Consider the following 17,801-nt stretch of genomic DNA (forward strand, 5'->3'; position numbering starts at 1 on the left):
GCCGGTCATGGCCACGCCGTCATCGCGAATCATCGCGGTGGCGGCGTTTCGCGTTCAGCGGCCTGGCGGGCCAGCGAAGGCGCGTGCCGCGCGTTCCGGGTCGGGAGTGCCGCAGATCGCCGAGATCACTGCCAGGCCGTGGGCGCCGGCCCGCTGCGTCGCGGCCACGTGCTCGGCCTTGAGCCCACCGATGGCCACGCAGGGCAGCGGGCTTTCGGCCACCAGCGCGGCCAGGCCATCGAAGCCTAGCGGTTCGGCATGGTCGTGCTTGCTGGGGGTGGCGAACACCGGGCCCAGGCCCAGGTAGTCCAGCGCGGTTGGGTCGAGGCACGCCATCTGCGCATGCGTCTGGACAGAGAGCCCGAGAATCGCCTCCGGGCCGAGCGCCGCGCGGGCCTCGGCCACGTCGCCGTCGTCCTGGCCGAGGTGCAGGCCGTCGGCGCTGGCGGCCAGTGCCACCTCCAGGCGGTCGTTGATGAGCAGTGGCACGCCGGTGTCGGAGAGCGCGGCCTTGAGGCGACGCGCCTGGTCGATCAGTTCGGTATCAGAGGCCTGCTTGTCGCGCAGCTGCACCACCGTTACGCCGCCGCGCACGGCTGCTACCACGGTTTCTACCAGCCCTCGATCCTCACACAGGGCCGGGTCGGTGATCAGGTAGAGCGAAAGATCAAGGCGCATGGTTGATCTCCAACCGGGCTCGTGTGGTCAGCGCCTCGTCATCCAGGTGATAGAGGGCATCGAGGAAGGCTACGGCGAAGCTGCCCGGGCCGTGCGCCGCCTCGCCGGCCAGTTCGCCGGCCACGGCGTAGCAGGCCAACGCCGCCACCGTCGCTGCGAAGGTATCCTCGCCGCCGGCCAGGAAGGCCGCCACCACGCCGGTCAGCGCGCAGCCCAGGGTGGTAATCCGGGGCATGAGCGGGTGGCCGCCCCGCAGGTGAGCGATCCGCCGGCCGTCGGTGACCAGATCCACCTCGCCGGTCACCGCGACCACGCCATCCGTCTGGCAGGTCAGCCGGATGGCTGCATCGTGGGCCGCCTCGGCTGGGTCGGTGCTGTCCACGCCGCGCCCGCCGCCGGCCTGTCCTGCCAGAGCGATGATCTCTGAGGCGTTGCCGCGGATCACGTCCGGGGACAGCGCCAGAAGTCGCGCGCCGGTCTCGCGACGATAGCGCGTGGCGCCCACCGCCACCGGATCCAGCACCCAGGGTCGCCCCGTCTCCCCGGCGGCCAGGGCGGAGGCCTCCATGGCCTCGACCCAGTGGGGCGAGAGGGTGCCGATATTGATCGTCAGGGCGCCGGCCAGCGCGGTGAACTCGGCGGCCTCCTCGCGGGCATGGGCCATGGCTGGCGAGGCGCCGATAGCCAGCAGCACGTTTGCCATGCTGTTCATGGCGACATGGTTGGTGATGTTGTGGACCAGCGGGCGGGTCTCGCGCACCCGGGCCAGGTGCGCAGCGGGATCGATGGCAAGCATGAATGGGGCCTCCCTGGCGTGGGAGGTGCGGCGCGGCGGCAGGGCCGGGGCCGCACGACTCCCTACGCCGGCATTATCCGGGTCAGGTTCCGAGGGTGCGTCTCAGCCGTGGCAATGTCGCCACGGCGCCCCTGTCGTCAGCCCCCACTATCCCTGCCCGCTCCCTGGCTGTAAAGGCCGGGCTCAGGCCAGCAGGTGGAAGCCGCAAGGAAAGCGGGTTCATCGCAGACTGGCGTGATCGTTGACCGCATGATACCGGCTGGCCATCCGACCCTGTAGGCTCGGTAAGCGCCAGCGCACCGGGCATGGCGAGGGTACCATCGTCACGCCGGATGCGCCTCCGCGGTGAGCCGGCCCTCGTGGTGTCGTCCTCCCCGACTAGCGGTGGCAGAGAAAAGAGCCCGAAGAAATCGGCGGTGTGGCCGTCGCCGTGAGCCAGTGGAGCCAGCGGGTGACGGTGCTGTAATCGGTCGGTGTATCGCGCAGTTGCATGGGGAGGCCTCCTTGGTCGTGTCGGTTCACTCGCAATGGTGCGAGGCGATAGTGGGCGGAATATGAAGATACCCGGGAGTCGGCGCGATCGCGCTTGCGTCGCGCACTCCACGCGGGATACTTGGCCCCCGTGAGTTCGCCTGCCATGACAATGGGCAAGGCACAGGTGACTGGAAGGGGTTCATGAGGCGACCGGGCATCACTGCGAAGCTGTTTCTCGCCATTCTGGGCGTCACGCTGTGCGTGGTCGTGCTCATGACCTTCGCCGTACAGGTGACCTTTCGCAGCGATTTCCTCGACTACGTGCGCGAGCGCGAGGGCGAGCGCATTGCCGTGCTGGCCTCGGTGCTCGCCGACTACTATCGCGAGGCCGGGGACTGGGAGGATCTATCCGAGCCCCGGCGCTGGCGGCACCTGGTCCGGGAGGCGCTGTGGCGCCAGCGCAAGGCGGAGGCCGATCACCGCGAGCGCGAGGAGGGCGCACACCGGGAAGGGGATGGCGGAGACGACGACGACGATGATGATGACGACCACGACGGCTCCCGGCACCTGTTTGCCGGCCCTGGCGGGGATGTGCCGGCCATGCAGGGCCCGGTGCGTTTCGGCCCCGCCCTGCTGGACGCCGACCGGCGGCACGTTGCCGGGCCGAAGGTGGTCTCGGGCCAGACGGAGTCGCGTCCGGTCGTGGTGGACGGCGCAACCGTGGGTTGGCTGGTCTACCGCCCGCCGGGGCGGATCACCGATGAGCTGGCCCTGCGTTTCCAGGAGAAACAGTTCCACGCCGCCTGGATGACCGCGCTGGTCGTCGTGGTGCTCGCCACGGTGGTCAGCCTCTTGCTCGCCCGGGGGTTCCTCGCGCCGGTACGCCGCCTCGCCGGTGGCACCCGGGCACTCACCGCCGGGCGATTCGACACCCGGGTGGACGAGTCACGCCGTGACGAGCTCGGCCAGCTGGCGAACGACTTCAACCGCCTCGCCGAGACCCTGGAACGCAACGAGCGCCTGCGCCGCGCATTCATGGCGGACATCTCCCACGAGCTGCGCACGCCGCTGTCGGTGCTGCGCGCCGAGCTGGAGGCCATGGAGGACGGGGTGCGTCCGCTCACCCGGGAGTCGCTGACCGGCCTGCAGGGCAGCGTCGCGACCCTGAGCAAGCTCGTCGACGACCTCTACGAGCTCTCCCTCGCCGATGCCGGTGCCCTCAACTACCGCATGGAGGCACTGGATCTCGCCGCGCTGGCGCGGGCGAGCGCCGAGCAGTGGCGCCCGCGGATGGCGGATGCCGGCCTGACCCTGACCGTGCAGGTCCCCGAGGCACCGGTGACGGTCACCGCCGATCGCGGCCGCGTCAACCAGCTCCTGGGCAACCTGCTGCACAACAGCCTGTGTTATACCGACCGCGATGGTGAGGTGCGGCTGTCGCTCACCACCCGGGACGGCGAGGCCGTGCTGCGGCTGGAGGACTCCGCACCGGGTGTGCCCGCCGAGGCCCTAGAGCGGTTGTTCGAACGGCTCTACCGGGTGGAGGGCTCGCGCAGCCGCTCCAGCGGCGGCGCCGGCCTCGGCCTTGCGATATGCCGCAACATCGTCGAGGCCCATGGTGGCCGGATCGAGGCGTACCCTTCGCCCGCCGGCGGCGTCGGCATACGCCTGACGCTGCCGCTGGCGGACCGGGTCAACGGGGCAGGACAAACGGGGAGGGTATCCGGGGCATGAGCGCACACATCCTCATCGTGGAAGACGAGCCCCGGCTGGCGGGGCTGCTGGCCGACTACCTGCGCGCGGCGGGCTACGAGCCTCACGTGCTCGACGACGGCCGCGACGTCGTGCCCTGGATTCACGAACATGGGCCCGACCTGGTGCTCCTCGACCTCATGCTCCCCGGCGAGGATGGCATGAGCGTGTGCCGCGAGATCCGCGGCTTCAGCGAGGTACCCGTGGTCATGGTCACCGCCCGGGTGGAGGAGATCGACCGCCTCCTCGGCCTGGAGCTCGGTGCCGACGACTACATCTGCAAGCCGTTCAGCCCCCGGGAGGTGGTGGCGCGGGTGAAGGCCATCCTGCGACGGACCCGCACCGACCCCGGCGCTGACGCGGGCCGCGGGCTTGTCGTGGACGAGGCCGGCTACCGCGCCAGCCTCGACGGCGAGCCCCTGTCGCTGACGCCGGTGGAGTTCCGGCTGCTCGCCACCCTGGCGGCGCACCCCGGCCGGGTGTTCTCGCGGGACCAGCTCCTCGATCACCTCTACGACGACCACCGCGTGGTCACCGACCGGACGGTGGACACCCACGTCAAGAACCTCCGGCGCAAAATGGCGGCCATCTGCGGCGACCAGGAGCTGATCCGCTCGGTCTACGGCGTCGGTTACCGTCTCGAGGCCCTGGACTGAGGTCCTCCGCCGCGACGTTCATACTCTCTCCCCGATTCGCCCATATTCCCTCCACCGCCCGTGATCACAATCGGCTGCGAGGTCGCGGTCCGCCGCGGCCGCAATCCTCGCAGCAATTACGGGAGAAGACCCATGTGGCTCGACCGGGACGGCGACGGTGCAGTCAGCCAGGCGGAGTTCACCGGGCCGTCGGGAGGCCCCGGCGTGGGCATGGAGCGCGATACGGATAACCGCAGACGCTACGACGACGACGACGGCGCAGCGGCGGGCCCCGCCCGTGCCGGCACCACCGCGCCCCCGGACAACGGCCTGTTCACGCCGGGCTCGACCCCGAAGGTGAACACCCAGTAAGGCCGAGGCAATGACTGTGGTCGCGAACCGCAAGGAGAAGACACGATGAAATCGATCCTCGCCCCCCTCACGCTGGCCGCTGCGCTGAGCCTCCCGGTAATCGCCTCGGCGGCACCAGTGACGTTCACCACGCAGCTGAATCGTTACGGCGGCAATGGCGCCTATCTGGCCTATTACGTCACCGACGCCAGCGGCGCTTATGTCGGCAGTCTCTGGATGGCCGGTGAGAAGTCCAAATACTACAAGGACCTGACAGGTTGGTATCGCGCCACGGGCGGTGACACGGCACAGGTCGATGGCATCACCGGTGCCAGTGTCGGTGAGGGGCAGACCCTGGAATTCACGCTGGATCTCAACGATGCACTTTTCGAGCAAGGGTACACGTTGCATGTCGATGCGGCGGTTGAAGATAGGCGCCAGTCCCCGCGCGAGATCAACATCCCCCTGAACCGCGCCAATGCCGGTGAGCTGGTACGCGGTCGCCGCTACATCGCCAGCTTCAAGTACGAGATGTGAGGGTCCGGCCCGTGATTCGTGTGCTGCATCGGTGGCCGGGGCTGATGGCCCTGGCCCTGCTCATCGTGTTGTCCGTCAGCGGTGCCGCCCTGGGCCTCGAGCTGGAGCTGGCGCACCAGCCCGAAGGACACGCGACTCGCGATCTCACGCTCGTCTCGCGACGCGACTACGGCGCCGAGGTGCAGGCGCCCACGGCCATCCTGCGTTTTGCCCTCCCACGGGAATCGCTCTGGCAGCGCCTGACCGGGCACGGCTTCGGCCGGTTCAGCGCAGGCGATCTCCTGGGGATCGTGCCGGAAGGCTCGGAGGTGCCGCGTCTGTATTCGCTGGCTTCGGGGCGCCGCGACGCTTTCATCGAGATCGTGGTCCGAAAGCACCCCGGCGGCCTGTGTTCCGGTCAGCTCGTGGGGCTCGAGCCGGGTCAGACGGTGCGTGCGTTCCTGCGCCGTCACCCCGACTTCAAACCGGGGTCGGGCCATGCGCCGCTGATCCTGATCGGCGCGGGCACGGGCGTGGGGCCGCTCGCGGGGTTCATCCGCGACAACACGGGGTGCCGCGAGGCGATCCGCAAGGGGGCGCATGTGGTGGTCTGTGGCGGACAGGGTATGGCGAGGGGGGTTTCCGAGGCCCTGGAGGAGATCCTCGCGCCAACGGGCCTGACCCCGGCCGTGCTGAAAGAGGAGGGGCGCTATGTCGAAGACATCTACTGAACCCGTGCGCCACGCGCTCAACGGCCCGACCATGGGCACGCGCTGGCAGGCGAGCTTTCGGGCGGCGCCGGGGTTCGATACGTCCCGCTTGCGGGTCGCACTGCAGGCGGCCGTGGACGAGGTGGACGCGCAGATGTCCACCTGGAGACCCGACAGTGACCTCATGCGCCTCAACGAGGCGCCGGTGAATGAGCGCATTGCGCTACCCGTGCGCCTGCGGGAGGTGCTGGCACTCGGCCTCGAGATCGGGCGCGCTTCGGGCGGGGCCTTCGATATCGGCATGGGCGACGCCGTCGCCGCCTGGGGGTTCGGGCCGACCGAGGCACGCGGTGAGCGGATCCGCACCGCGCTCGCCGCCCCCCGGCGCCCGGCCCACGAGGTGCTCGCCTTAGAGGATGGCGGGGTGATCAAGCGCGCCCCGATCACCCTCGACCTCAATGGCATCGCCAAGGGCTATGGTGTCGACCGGCTCGCCGAGGTGCTCGCCGGCCTTGGCATCCGCGACGCACTGGTCGGTATCGACGGGGAAATGCGTGCCATGGGTCTGCGCGGCGATGGCGAGGGCTGGCGCATCGCCGTCGAGGCGCCGGACCCGGCAGCCCGTGCACCGCACTCCATCCTGACGCTCCAGGATGCGGCCGTTGCCACCTCCGGCGATTATCGGCACTGGGTCGAAGTCCAGGGGCGACGGCTGTCCCATACCATGGACCCGGGGCGTGGTGCCCCGCTCGCCGCCCCTCCCGCCTCCGTGACCGTTGTCGCCCCGCGCTGTGCCGAGGCGGACGCGTGGGCGACGGCGCTCATGGTCCTGGGGGCCGAGCGCGGCCGCGTTCTCGCCGAGGCGATGGGGCTGAACGCCCTGTTCCTGATCCGTGACCGCGGCCCCGGCGGGGTTACGACGCTCGGGGTCGGCGATCTGTTCTCCTCCGCCGGCCTGGGCACGGAACGGCCGCACCGCCGTAATGAATCGACAGGCGGGGCAGCCGACCGCCCCGGCCTCTCGCGATAGGATGGGAGGCGGGAGGCACCGGGACCAACGTCGCCGTAAGGCCGTGGCGATGTTCACACTTTCTCCGCAATTTACGCATATTCCCGCCATTAGCCATGGCCACAATTGTTCATGAGGCGGCGGTCCGTTGCGGCCGCAATCTCTGGGGGAATCAAGCAGCCATTATGGGAGAAGACTTATGTACAAAGGCAAGCTTTTGATCGGTGCCACCGTTCTCACGGTCATTGTGGCCAGCGTCGCCAACGCCAGCCCGGACCGGTATGAGGGCCACGGTATGCCCACGATGTCGGGGATGACCCCCGACGACCTGCCCATGAGCGTCCAGGAGCTCAAGGCGCGCCAGGCAGACCGCTTCTCTGAGGCGGACGCCAACGGCGACGGCCAGCTCGATGTCCGGGAGATGCAGGCGCTGCTGATACGCATGCGGGCCGAGCGCCGCATCCAGAGGCTCGACAGCAACGGCGACGGTAGCGTCAGCCAGGACGAGTTCGCCTATCCGGTGGAGCGTCGCCTGATGCGCATGGACCGTAACGGCGACGGCCGCATCGAGCGCAACGAAATTGGTCGCGGCTGGTACGATGATGATCGCTGGGGTACCTACGCCGAGCATGGGGAACGCCGTGGGCATGGAGAGCGCCGGGACGGCGACGACAGGTGAGAGGCGCCGGGGTACCGCGCGCGGTGCCCTCATACTTATGAGCGGACAGGGCGTCGGCCCGTTCCGATAAAGGAGGGTGTATGAGTACGGAAGAAGAGAAAGGTGACGCCCGCGCCGGAAAGATGGTGCAGGTGTGGGATCCGGTGGTGCGGCTTTTTCACTGGTCGTTAGTGGTGGCCTTCACGGTCGCGTATTTCTCCGCCGAAGAGGAGGGCATGGTTCACCTCTACTCCGGGTACATCGTGCTGGCGCTGATCGTCGTGCGCGTGATCTGGGGCGTGGTGGGCTCAAGGCACGCGCGCTTCGCGGACTTCGTGCGGCCGCCGGGGGAGGTTTTCGCCTACCTGCGCGGGCTGGTGTCCGGGAAGCCGCGTCACTACCTCGGCCACAATCCGGCCGGTGGCTGGATGATCCTCGCCCTGCTCATGGGCCTGTTCGTGGTGACGTTGAGCGGCGTGATGCTCGACACGGACGAGGGCGGCGTGTTTAGCGCGGCGGCCGGTGGCGGCGGTGGGGCGGTCATCACCACGGCCCTCGCGGAGGAAGGCGAGTACGGTGAATACGGTGAGGCCGGCGAGCGCGGCGAAGGCGGCGAAGAGTTCTGGGAGGAGGTCCACGAGGCATCGACCAACGTGACGCTCTTTCTCGTGTTCCTGCATATCGCGGGCGTGATCGTCTCGAGCCTGCTCCATCGCGAGAACCTGGTGCGCGCGATGGTGACCGGTCGCAAACCCAAGGCCTGACCGCGGGCCCCGGGTCGGCCGCCTGTCTTGCGGGTAGTGGGCGGCCGGGCTATCGCGAGGTGATCCAGATCAGTGCGTTCACGTCCCTGCCTCCGTCATTGCCCTCAGGCGGGCCATCACCGCGGCCCGGCGCCGGCATTATCTGGTCAGGTTACGAGGGTGCGTCTCAGCCGTGGCGATGTCGCCACGGCGCCCCTGTCGTCAGCCCCCACTATCCCTGCACGCTCCCTGGCTGTAAAGGCCCGGGCCAGGGCGTCAAGACATGTCGGCGCTAGTCGTGTGCCCGCGCCAGCGCGCCTTGTCTCCGTCGAGCCAGCGCAGCGCGACCCTTCGTGCCTGTACCAGCTCGCGGCACCAGGTCAGCCGTCCGGCCGTGCGGCGGATCCCTGCGCGGCGTAGCTTGACGAGGATGCGAGTCGGCAGGCCGACCAGCACCAGGGCGACCCCCTGGCGGTGCATCTCGTCGATCATGGCCTTGAGGGCCACGATGGCGGTGCCATCCATGCTCGGTACGTCATGCATGTCGAGGATGACGATTCGCACGTTTGGGTCGACCAGGTGCAGCGAGGTGAGCGCTTTCTCGGCGGCGCCGAAGAACAGCGGCCCATTGACGTCGTAGAGGGTGACCTCGGCGGGCAGCGCGTCGATGCTGGCATGGGTCTGCGTGTCGATACGCTCGGTCTGGGTCAGCAATGACATGCGCCGGATGAACAGGGCGGCGGCGAGCCCCATGCCCACGGCCACCGCCAGCACCATGTCAAAGACCACGGTCAGGGTGAAACAGGTCACCAGGATGGCCACGTCCCCTGCCGGGGCCGAGCGCAGGGTGTGCAGGAAGTGGCGGGCCTCGCTCATGTTCCAGGCGACGATGAACAGCAGCGCCGCCAGGGCCGCCATCGGCACCAGCCCCAGCAGGCCCGCCAGCGCGACCACCGCCAGCAGCACCACCAACGCATGCACCACCGCGGCGATCGGTGACCGGGCGCCACTGCGGATGTTGGTAGCAGTGCGGGCGATGGCGGCCGTGGCGGTGATGCCGCCGAACAGCGGCGCGACGATGTTGCCCAGCCCCTGGCCGATCAGTTCGGCGTTGGGGTCATGTCGGGTCCGGGTCAGGCCGTCGGAGACTACCGCGCACAGCAGTGACTCGATCGCCCCCAGTATGGCGATGGCGAAGGCGGGACCCAGCAGGGCGCGAATCAGTTCGAAGTTAAGTGTCAGGGGTTCGCCATCCGCGCCGGGCAGCCGCCAGGGGGCCACGAAACTCGGCGCGATCGGAGGGATGCCGCTGCCCGTCTCGCCATGGGTCTCCCAGGTGAAGCGCGAGGCGATGGTTTCCACCAGGTTCCCCGTGCTCGGGTCGCCGATGCCATGATTGATCGTATAGGCGGCCAGCGCACCCACTACCAGTCCGATCAGGGGCGCCGGAATCGGCACATGCAGGCGTGGCCAGAGCAGCATGACGCCCAGGGAGAAGGCCCCCACCCCCAGCTCCAGCGGTTCCAGGCTTGACAGCGAGGCGGCGATCTGTCCCAGGTTCTCGATGAAGTGCTCGCCCAGCTCGCCGACCTCAAGGCCCAGGAAGTCGGGCACCTGGAGTACCGCGATCACTACCGCGATCCCCGCCGTGAAGCCCAGCACCACCGGATAGGGCACGTACTGGATGAGGCGCCCCATGCCGGCGATACCCAGCGCTACCAGAATCATGCCGGCCATCATCGAGGCGATCAGCAGGCCGCCTATGCCGTACTGCTGGACAATGGGGAAGAGGATGACCACGAAGGCCGCCGTCGGCCCCGAGACATTGAAGCGTGAGCCACCGGTCAACGCGATGATGGCGCCGGCGACGATCGCCGTGTAGAGCCCATGCTGGGGAGGTACGCCGGTGGCGATAGCCAGGGCCATGGAGAGTGGCACCGCCACGGTGCCGATGGTCAGCCCGGCCAGTACATCATGGCGCAGGTCATTCAGGCCGTAGCCGTCTTGCCAGGCCGCACGCAGGCCGGTGGCGATGCCGGGAAGTCTCGAGAGCGGGCGGTGACGTGCCATGTTTGGGCTCCTTGCGGGAGGCAGCCATTCCCTGGATGGACCGAGGAGCGCATCCGCGGGAAAAGTTGAACCGGTTATCTATGCTAATGACATTAACATGTGATTAGCATGGTTGACAACAAGACGCCCTAGCATTGCCCCAGCGGGCGGCCGCTATTAACATATGATGATAATGTTTTTCGGAGAGTCACGATGGAAAAGAAGACGGCACGCCTGACCCTGCTCATCGACCCGCACAAGAAGCGCGCCTTCGAGCAGCTGTGTGCCGCCCAGGATCTGACCCCGTCCCAGGTGGTGAGACAGCTGATCCGCGATTATCTGCGCGATCACGGCGTGGAGTACCCGACACGCACCGATCTGGCTCGAGACGCGCCGGGAGAGCAGTGAGTGCCCGGGCAAAGAGCGCCAGGGCAAGACTCCCCGCATGGGGCGTGTACTCTTAGCCGGCAGGGGCGTCGGCGGGGCGACACGCCTGGCTGATGTCCAGGCGCGGGTCACGGATGCTGCTCTCGACGCCCAGCACGCCTAGCAGGCTGTGAAAGAGGTTGTCATGGCTCACCGGCTGTCTGGCGCGCTCTGCCAGGCAGTCCCGCTCGAGTCCGGCCACGGTATCGAATGCCGGCGATGACCACCAGATCATGGGTACGCGGGTCTGCTCTTCGGGAGCGATGGCGTAGGGCAGGCCATGCAGGTAGAGACCGTTCTCGCCCAGCGACTCGCCATGGTCGGAGACGTACAGCAGCGCCGCGGGCCGTGACTGCGCTTCCAGCACGCCGATGAGCTCATCTAGCACGCTGTCGGTGTAGAGGATCGCATTGTCGTAGCTGTTGACGATTTCTTGCCGCGAGCACTGGGCCAGATCGGCGTCGTCGCAGGTGGGCGTGAAGGCGCGGAAGGCCTCGGGATAGCGCTCGAAGTAGCTGGGACCATGGTTGCCGAGCGTGTGCAGCACGATCACCGTATCGCCACTCGCCGAGGTCAGCTGCTGCCTGAGCGCCTCGACCAGCACGCCGTCGCGGCAGTCATGCCTGTCGCACAGCGCCGGATAGGCTTGCGAGTCCGGCGAGAAGTGCTCCACCCCGTCGCAGACGCCCTTGCAGCCCGACTGGTTGTCGATCCAGACCACCCGGTAGCCCGCGTGCTTGAGCACGTCGAGCAGCGATTCGTGGCTCTTGATATAGCGTTCGTCATAGTTGCTCTTGCCGATGGGCGCGAACATGCAGGGCAGCGAGACCGCAGTATTGGTGCCGCAGGTAGACACCTCGCTGAAGTTGATGAGGTCGCGACGCGCCAGGCGGGGCGTGGTCTGGCGGGCATAACCGGACAGCCCCCAGTCGGCGGCGCGCACGGTCTCACCGACTACCAGGACCAGCAGGCGCGGCGTGCCATCGGCCTGGCGATGGGCATCCTCGCCGATCGGCAGGCGCTGTTCCGGCAGCGGGTCCTCGGCCGCCATGACCTGGCCGGTGGAGACGATGGCGTTGCCCGGCGTGATCAGGTAGCGCAACTCGTGGTGATTGCGCATCAGCGACGACAGGCTCTGGAAGGAGAGCAGCAGCGATACCGTCAGTACGCCGACGCCGCCGGTCAGCCACAGCAGCGACATGCTAAGCCCCCGCGGCCAGCTGCGCCGTCGCAGCGGCCAGCGCCAGATCACCAGCATCGGCAGCCCGGCGTAGCGCAGCAGGTAGAGCGCCAGGCCGGGGGTCAGCAGTTCGCCGGCCTCGCCGGTATCGGTCTGCAACACATTGTCGATCATCGAGGTATCGACGTAAGCCCCGTAGTGGCTGGTGAAATAGCTGACCGATGCCGCGAGCAGCAGCAGCAGCGATAACAGCGGCTTGACGCTGACCCGGTTGACGAAGGGCAGAAAAACTACCAGTTGCAAGGCGGTCAGGACCACGCCGTAGCCGGCGATCTGCCCCCAGCCGGCAAGCCCGACGGGCGACTCGATATCGACCACCGCCGACCAGAAACGCTGGTTATAAAACAGCGTGAAGGCCACACAGGTCAGCAGGGTAAGCGCCTGAGGCGACAGGGCAGGAAGCCTCAAGCGCCGGTTGACGCGGTCAAGGCGTGAGAGCAAGGTCGATTCAGGCATGGTGGGGCGTCTCGTCGGTTGAGGCTTGAGTGTCAAGGCATCGCTTCCGTTCACGCCATTCCGGCAGCAGCCAGCTTGCCAGGACAATGCTGATCGTCCAGCAGAGCATCAGGGTCCACAGATCATGGGAGAGGAAGTGGGCGCCGCGCAGCTGCTGGGCAATACCGAAGACCAGCCCCAGCCCCAGGCCGATGGCCAGCCCCAGCCAGCGCCAGCGCGGCCAGGTGGCGGCGAGGAAGAAGTAGAGCGCCAGCCAGGCATAGCCGGCACTGGCGTGGCCGGCGGGAAAGCAGGCAGTGTCCGGCATCCCGCTTGGCCGCCATGCCAGCAGGCCGACGAAGGGCCAGTCGCCGCCATAGCGGGCCAGGTCCCAGGGGCACTCCATGCTTACCAGCTGCTTGAGAATCGAGATACAGAGTGTCGAGGCCGCCACGGCCACGAACAGGAACAGCAGCGCTCGCCGCCAGCGGCGCAGCGGGGTCGGCAGCAGGCTGGCGAGCAGGGTCAGGATAACCACGCCCCCCATCCACTGGCTGAGCGTCCGGCCACCTTGGTGCAGCCAGTCCTGCAGCAACACATGATCCTGCAGCGCCCACTCGCCGCCCTGCCAGCGGTAGAGGGCATCGGCGAGCGTGAAGTCTAGCCCCAGCCCGTATATCACCAGCATCAGGGCGATGAAACTGCACCAGGCCAGGGCCAGGCAGCGAGGTAGGGCGAAGCGGCGCACGGTGCGCGTTGGAGCCGCGGGGCGCAGGGAGGAAACGTCGGACATGGCATCGCCGTATCGAGAAGCTCAGATGCCATACTGACCCAGCCAGCTTAACGCTGGCTTATGGCGGGGAGATAATCACTTCCCTTGGTGCGTGCGCGGCAGCACGACCTCCACCCTGAGCCCGCCCTTCGGGGCCTCGTCGAGTCGCAGGCGGCCGGCGTGGCGCTGCAGCAGCCGGTCGACGATGGAGAGTCCCAAGCCCGCGCCGGCGCCCGGCCCGGCGCGATGAAAGCGCTCGAGGACCTCGAGGCGTAAGTCAGGCGGAATGCCGGGCCCCTGGTCGTCGATCGTCAGGGTCAGGGCGTGCTCGCCGGCCGTCAGCCTCACGCTGACGGCGCCGCCCTGGGGAGAATGCTGCAGGGCATTGCCGGCCAGGTTCTGAATCAGGGTGTCGATGGCGCCGGGTTCGACCGCGAGCCTCCAGTCGGCGGCCTCGTCGGCCTCCAGCTGCAGCTCGATGCCGCGTTCGGCGGCCAGCGGCGAGAGCTTGGCCAGCGCCTCGCGCACATCGGCCAGCAGGTCGGCGGGCCGAGCGACCAGCGGCGACTCCTCTTCCGGGTCGAGGCGGGCCAGGGTGAGCAGCTGGGTCACCAGGCGCGTACTGCGGGCCACGCCGTCGCGCAGCTTGTCCAGCGCCTCGCGGCGATCCGCCGGGTCTTCGGTGGCCAAGGCGTTCTGGGCGTGCAAGTCGAGCACCGCCAGCGGCGTGCGCAGCTCGTGGGCGGCGTCGGCGATGAAGCGCTTCTCCCGCACACGCAGGGCACGGATGCGCTCGAGCAGGCGGTTCAGGGCGCCGGCGATGGTCTCCAGCTCGCGGGGCAGGGAGTGGAGGATCAAGGGTTGCAGGGTGTGGGGGTCGCGGCGGCGGATCTGCTGGGCCATCCGCGACAGCGGCTGCAGCCCCCAGCCGATCGCCCACCATAGCAGCAGCCCCAGCAGGGGCAGGCCGATCAGGTCCGGCAATAGAGTGCGCAGGGCCACGGCACGAGTCAGCTCGCCGCGCACGTCCTCGCGCTCACCCACCATCACACGCCGCTCCCCGCCGCGGGTACTCAATGCATAGACCCGCCAGCCATGGCCCTCCAGGCGGGTATCCTGGTACCCCTCGTCGAGTGTCGTGAGGGGCGCCTGAGGCGCGCTGGCTGAGCGCAGTAGCAGCCGGTCGTTTTCCCACAGCTGGAAGGTGAGCTTGCTCTCGTAGGCGTGGCCGGCGATTCGCTGATCGGCTAGTTCGGCACGCTGCAGAGCGCTGTTCAGGCTGGCCAGCAGCGCCTCGCGCTGTTCGGCGTCCAGCGGGGCGTGCATCAGACCCTCGAGCAGACGAGCATTCTGGGCCAGGTTGGCGTCATAGAGCTCCTCGATCTCGTGGGCGGCATAGCGGTAGCTGAACACGCCGATGGCTAGCGTGCTCAGGCCGAAGACCAGCAACACCAGGCTCAGGGTGCGTTGACGGATTGACATCAGCCCGTGCTGTCCGGCGCGGGATGGTCGAGTCCATAACCCATGCCGCGCAGCGGGCGGGTCAACTCAGCGAAGCGCTTGCGGCGCGGGTAATGCATAGACACCTCGATGCGTTGCTTTTTATGACATCTTCTTGCCCGGCCATCACGAAGCTTCAACGCGCAGAGCTTGCGCGATAAACGTCTCCAGGGTGGCAGCAGCAGAAACCCACCGGTGGCGATAAGCCGGCCGCGTCTCGTCGAGATTGGGGATGGTGCGTAGATAGCGCCCGCTGGCCGAGGGCCGGCGGGCGCTGTAGGCAGGAGGATACTTTAGTGGGCGCTGACGCTCTCCGCGTCCCCGCTAACCTCGACCACGGTCTCGCCGGGGTTGGAGGGCAACCGGGGCATGGTGATCTCCGGGAACTCCCCGGTCAGGCCGTTCAGGAATGCCACGATATCAGTCACCTGTTGCTTGGAGAGATCCTTGTTGAGCTGGACCTTGCCCATGACGCGCACCGCCTCGGGCAGTGTCTCGACTTGGCCATTGTGGAAGTACGGCGCGGTCAGGGTGACGTTACGCAGGGTCGGCACCTTGTACATGTGCAAGTCGGATTCCTTGCCGGTGCCCCGGGCCCGCCCCTTGTCCGCCATGAGGTTGTACTTCTTGACGTACTCGTTGTCGGTAAAGGTCGGGAATTTTTGGTAAAAGCCCTGGCCCTCCGGCATGTTCATCTGCGGGCCATTGAATGCGGGACCACTGTGGCAACTGGTGCAGCCGACCTCGTTGAAGGTTTTCATGCCCCGTACCTGCTGATCGCTCAGGGCGCTCTTGTCACCCTTGACGTATTGGTCATAGGGGCTGTTGGGGGTGATCAGCGTGCGCTCGAAGGCGGCCACCGCCTTGACGAAGTTGTCCACCGTGGTCGGGTTGCTATCCCCGGGGAAGGCCTTCGCGAACAGCTCTCGGTAACCGTCGATGGATATGACGCGCTCAACGGCCATATCCATCGACCCCATGCCCATCTCCACCCCGGCGGTGATCGGTCCTTTGGCCTGCTCCTCGAGGTTCTTGGCTCGCCCGTCCCAGAACTGGGTGGACATGAAAGCAGCATTCCACACCGGTGGTGCGTTGCGTGGGCCGGTGCGGCCGAACACGCCCATGGAGGTGGGCCTGCCGTCGTCGCTGCCTTCCATGAGGTTGTGGCAGGTGTTGCAGGAGACGGTGCCACTTGCCGAGTAGCGCGGGTCGAAGTACAGCTTCTTGCCCAGCTCCACCTTGGCCTCGGTGGTGGGGTTGTGCTTGGGCGATGGCGGTTTCTCGGGCAATGCCTGCCAATCATAAGCGGCGGCATTACCTGCCACCAAGAGAGCCGCAGCAGCCGCAAGCAGCCGCCCGCGGGTTGGTTGGATAGCTTTCATGATACGCTTCCTCCTTGTCGTTTCGAAAAGCGGTTAAGGCATACAATGATCTGACAATAAACGGTTTTTTATGGAGCCACTGAGCAGTTCAGCGGTTGTTGCGCGTGTGCTGCTCGAGAGCCATTTATGGCTCCAGCAGCTCGCTTCAGACCACCGTCGGGTGGCCTTTACTGCCCGGCAGTTTGGCCAGATTCAAGACGCACTGATCCCTTCAAGATGTTTCTGGCATCGCTGTGCCAGTGCCAGGTTGGCCAGAGCGAACAGGTTGAACAGTTGCAAGGCTTCAAGGCTCTGGTCGAAAGCACCATGGCAGTCATGAGCTATCTCTGCGATTGGGTCAGGAGCCACCTGCAGAACATTGCCGGTCGTCTAGCTACGTAAGCATGTGATTCTTACAAGAACCTTAAGACGTTCCTGTTGCCTATGTCCGGTGGCTGAATACGCCGATGGCCAGCATGCTCAGCCTGAAGACCAGCAGCACCACGCCGAGGGTGCGGCGACGGATCGACATCAGCCCGTCCTGTCCGGCGCGGGGCTGTCGAGCACATAGCCGATGCCGCGCAGGGTACGGATCAGCTCGGGAAAGAATTTGCGGCGCAGGTGATGCACATGCACCTCGATGGCATTGCTTTCCACCTCCTCGTCCCAGCCGTAGACCAGCTGGGTGAGGGTGTCGCGGGTGAACACTCGGCCGGGGTGGGCGAGGAACTCCTGCAGCAGGCTGAACTCGCGCCGCGAGAGTGGCACCGGCTCGCCCTGGTAACTGACGCTGTGGGTCGCCGGGTCTAGGCGGATGCCACGTACCTCCAGCACGCTGCTGACCTGTCCCTGGCTGCGGCGCAACAAGGCGCGCAGGCGGGCCTTGAGCTCGGCGACCTGGAAAGGCTTGATCAGGTAGTCGTCGGCGCCGGCGTCTAGGCCGGCGATGCGGTCGTCGATGCCGTCGCGAGCGGTCAGCACCAGCACCGGGACGCGGTTGCCCCGGCGGCGTGTCGCCTCCAGCACCTGCATGCCGTCGAGCCTCGGCAGGCCGAGGTCGAGAATCACCGCATCGAAGGGCTCGCTGCCCTCGAGGGCAGCCAGGGCCTCACGGCCATCGGTCAACAGGTCCACGGTGTAGTGTTCGGGCTTGAGGGCCAGGCGGATGCCCGCCGCCAGGCTAGGGTCGTCCTCTACCAGCAGGATGCGCATGGGGTGGGTCACTCTTCCGACTTCCAAAGGGGGCCGATAGTGGCCCTGTTCATGCCGATGGTCGCCTCGCCCGCAGAGCTTGTCGAGCCCACGTGGCAAGCGCTTGCAGCCGTGGCCGCTCATGGCAGATAGCGTGTCTCGCTGGCCTCGAGGGTAGTCTCGCTTGCCGGTTCAGGCGCGGATATAGGCCCAGCCCTCGGCCTGCCGCTCGGCCAGGGTGACCACCGCCGCCTCGACTTCCGCGAGGCCTGAGCTGTTGTCGAGCCCCTGAGCGGCCAGGGAGTTGCGGCACAGCCGCAGCAGGGGGTCGGTCTCGTCGGGGATCGCCAGGGCCGCGGCCACCGCCTCCGCGTTGGCCAGGATCAGCATCTCGGCATCGGGATGGGCCTTGCCCAGGTGGCGGGCGTTACGCCGTGCCCGAGCGAGGGCCTCGGCGGTGGGGGCATGCAGCAGGACGCGCAGCGTCGTCATGGGGCCTCCTGGT

At 67.4% G+C, this 17,801-nt stretch carries 18 protein-coding genes and 1 riboswitch; of the genes, 9 read left to right on the forward strand and 9 right to left on the reverse strand.

The window, feature by feature from the left end:
- Positions 1 to 54 precede the first annotated feature (54 nt).
- Complete coding sequence (gene thiE / locus DFO68_RS02480; RefSeq protein ID WP_133481702.1) at positions 55 to 678, reverse strand: thiamine phosphate synthase; 624 nt, start codon at positions 676 to 678, stop codon at positions 55 to 57.
- Positions 668 to 1,474, reverse strand: coding sequence for a hydroxyethylthiazole kinase (gene thiM / locus DFO68_RS02485; RefSeq protein ID WP_133481704.1), 807 nt, complete (start codon positions 1,472 to 1,474; stop codon positions 668 to 670). Before thiM ends, thiE begins: the two co-directional genes overlap by 11 nt.
- Before the next feature lie 42 nt (positions 1,475 to 1,516).
- Positions 1,517 to 1,617, reverse strand: a riboswitch (TPP riboswitch).
- 532 nt (positions 1,618 to 2,149) lie between these two features.
- On the opposite strand from thiM, the gene DFO68_RS02490 reads away from it, so the two are divergent.
- From DFO68_RS02490 to DFO68_RS02525, 8 genes are all read left to right on the forward strand, one after another.
- A complete protein-coding gene (locus tag DFO68_RS02490; protein ID WP_133481706.1) occupies positions 2,150 to 3,682 on the forward strand; it encodes an ATP-binding protein in 1,533 nt (510 codons plus the stop codon).
- Positions 3,679 to 4,356: a response regulator gene (locus tag DFO68_RS02495; protein ID WP_133481708.1), complete on the forward strand. Its 678-nt coding sequence runs from the start codon at positions 3,679 to 3,681 to the stop codon at positions 4,354 to 4,356. The genes DFO68_RS02490 and DFO68_RS02495 overlap by 4 nt, the downstream gene beginning before the upstream one ends.
- 132 nt (positions 4,357 to 4,488) lie before the next feature.
- Positions 4,489 to 4,707, forward strand: a complete 219-nt coding sequence (locus DFO68_RS02500; protein WP_133481710.1) for a hypothetical protein — start codon at positions 4,489 to 4,491, stop codon at positions 4,705 to 4,707.
- 45 nt (positions 4,708 to 4,752) lie between these two features.
- Positions 4,753 to 5,223: a DUF2271 domain-containing protein gene (locus DFO68_RS02505; RefSeq protein ID WP_133481711.1), complete on the forward strand. Its 471-nt coding sequence runs from the start codon at positions 4,753 to 4,755 to the stop codon at positions 5,221 to 5,223.
- 44 nt (positions 5,224 to 5,267) lie between these two features.
- Positions 5,268 to 5,933 carry a hypothetical protein gene (locus DFO68_RS02510; protein WP_133481713.1) on the forward strand — a complete coding sequence of 222 codons (666 nt, stop codon included), beginning with the start codon at positions 5,268 to 5,270 and terminating at the stop codon, positions 5,931 to 5,933.
- Positions 5,914 to 6,942 carry an FAD:protein FMN transferase gene (locus DFO68_RS02515; protein WP_133481715.1) on the forward strand — a complete coding sequence of 343 codons (1,029 nt, stop codon included), beginning with the start codon at positions 5,914 to 5,916 and terminating at the stop codon, positions 6,940 to 6,942. The genes DFO68_RS02510 and DFO68_RS02515 overlap by 20 nt, the downstream gene beginning before the upstream one ends.
- Positions 6,943 to 7,120: 178 nt before the next feature.
- A complete protein-coding gene (locus DFO68_RS02520) occupies positions 7,121 to 7,600 on the forward strand; it encodes an EF-hand domain-containing protein (RefSeq protein WP_133481718.1) in 480 nt (159 codons plus the stop codon).
- An 80-nt stretch (positions 7,601 to 7,680) separates the two neighbouring features.
- Complete coding sequence (locus DFO68_RS02525; protein ID WP_133481720.1) at positions 7,681 to 8,343, forward strand: cytochrome b/b6 domain-containing protein; 663 nt, start codon at positions 7,681 to 7,683, stop codon at positions 8,341 to 8,343.
- Positions 8,344 to 8,598: 255 nt separating this feature from the next.
- Here the strand turns inward: DFO68_RS02525 and dauA are convergent, their stop codons facing one another.
- Positions 8,599 to 10,392, reverse strand: a complete 1,794-nt coding sequence (dauA, locus tag DFO68_RS02530; protein WP_133481722.1) for a C4-dicarboxylic acid transporter DauA — start codon at positions 10,390 to 10,392, stop codon at positions 8,599 to 8,601.
- Positions 10,393 to 10,584: 192 nt separating this feature from the next.
- Here dauA and DFO68_RS02535 point away from each other — a divergent pair, with 192 nt between their 5' ends.
- On the forward strand, positions 10,585 to 10,779 hold the full coding sequence (locus tag DFO68_RS02535) for a CopG family transcriptional regulator (RefSeq protein ID WP_133481724.1): 195 nt from the start codon (positions 10,585 to 10,587) through the stop codon (positions 10,777 to 10,779).
- 52 nt (positions 10,780 to 10,831) lie between these two features.
- Here the strand turns inward: DFO68_RS02535 and DFO68_RS02540 are convergent, their stop codons facing one another.
- The 6 genes from DFO68_RS02540 to DFO68_RS02565 all read right to left on the reverse strand — a co-directional run bounded on the left by DFO68_RS02540 (position 10,832) and on the right by DFO68_RS02565 (position 17,788).
- Complete coding sequence (locus DFO68_RS02540; RefSeq protein ID WP_133481727.1) at positions 10,832 to 12,493, reverse strand: phosphoethanolamine transferase; 1,662 nt, start codon at positions 12,491 to 12,493, stop codon at positions 10,832 to 10,834.
- Positions 12,486 to 13,265 (reverse strand): phosphatase PAP2 family protein, encoded by a 780-nt coding sequence (locus DFO68_RS02545; protein ID WP_133481730.1) that lies wholly within the window; start codon positions 13,263 to 13,265, stop codon positions 12,486 to 12,488. Before DFO68_RS02545 ends, DFO68_RS02540 begins: the two co-directional genes overlap by 8 nt.
- Before the next feature lie 75 nt (positions 13,266 to 13,340).
- On the reverse strand, positions 13,341 to 14,726 hold the full coding sequence (locus DFO68_RS02550; protein ID WP_347813116.1) for an ATP-binding protein: 1,386 nt from the start codon (positions 14,724 to 14,726) through the stop codon (positions 13,341 to 13,343).
- Between the two features lie 311 nt (positions 14,727 to 15,037).
- Positions 15,038 to 16,126, reverse strand: a complete 1,089-nt coding sequence (locus DFO68_RS02555) for a cytochrome-c peroxidase (protein WP_133481737.1) — start codon at positions 16,124 to 16,126, stop codon at positions 15,038 to 15,040.
- 510 nt (positions 16,127 to 16,636) lie between these two features.
- On the reverse strand, positions 16,637 to 17,317 hold the full coding sequence (locus DFO68_RS02560; protein ID WP_133481949.1) for a response regulator: 681 nt from the start codon (positions 17,315 to 17,317) through the stop codon (positions 16,637 to 16,639).
- A gap of 171 nt (positions 17,318 to 17,488) precedes the next feature.
- Complete coding sequence (locus DFO68_RS02565; RefSeq protein WP_133481740.1) at positions 17,489 to 17,788, reverse strand: hypothetical protein; 300 nt, start codon at positions 17,786 to 17,788, stop codon at positions 17,489 to 17,491.
- Positions 17,789 to 17,801: the final 13 nt, after the last annotated feature.

Source organism: Halomonas ventosae (assembly GCF_004361885.1).
Classification (GTDB): Bacteria; Pseudomonadota; Gammaproteobacteria; order Pseudomonadales; family Halomonadaceae; genus Halomonas; species Halomonas ventosae_C.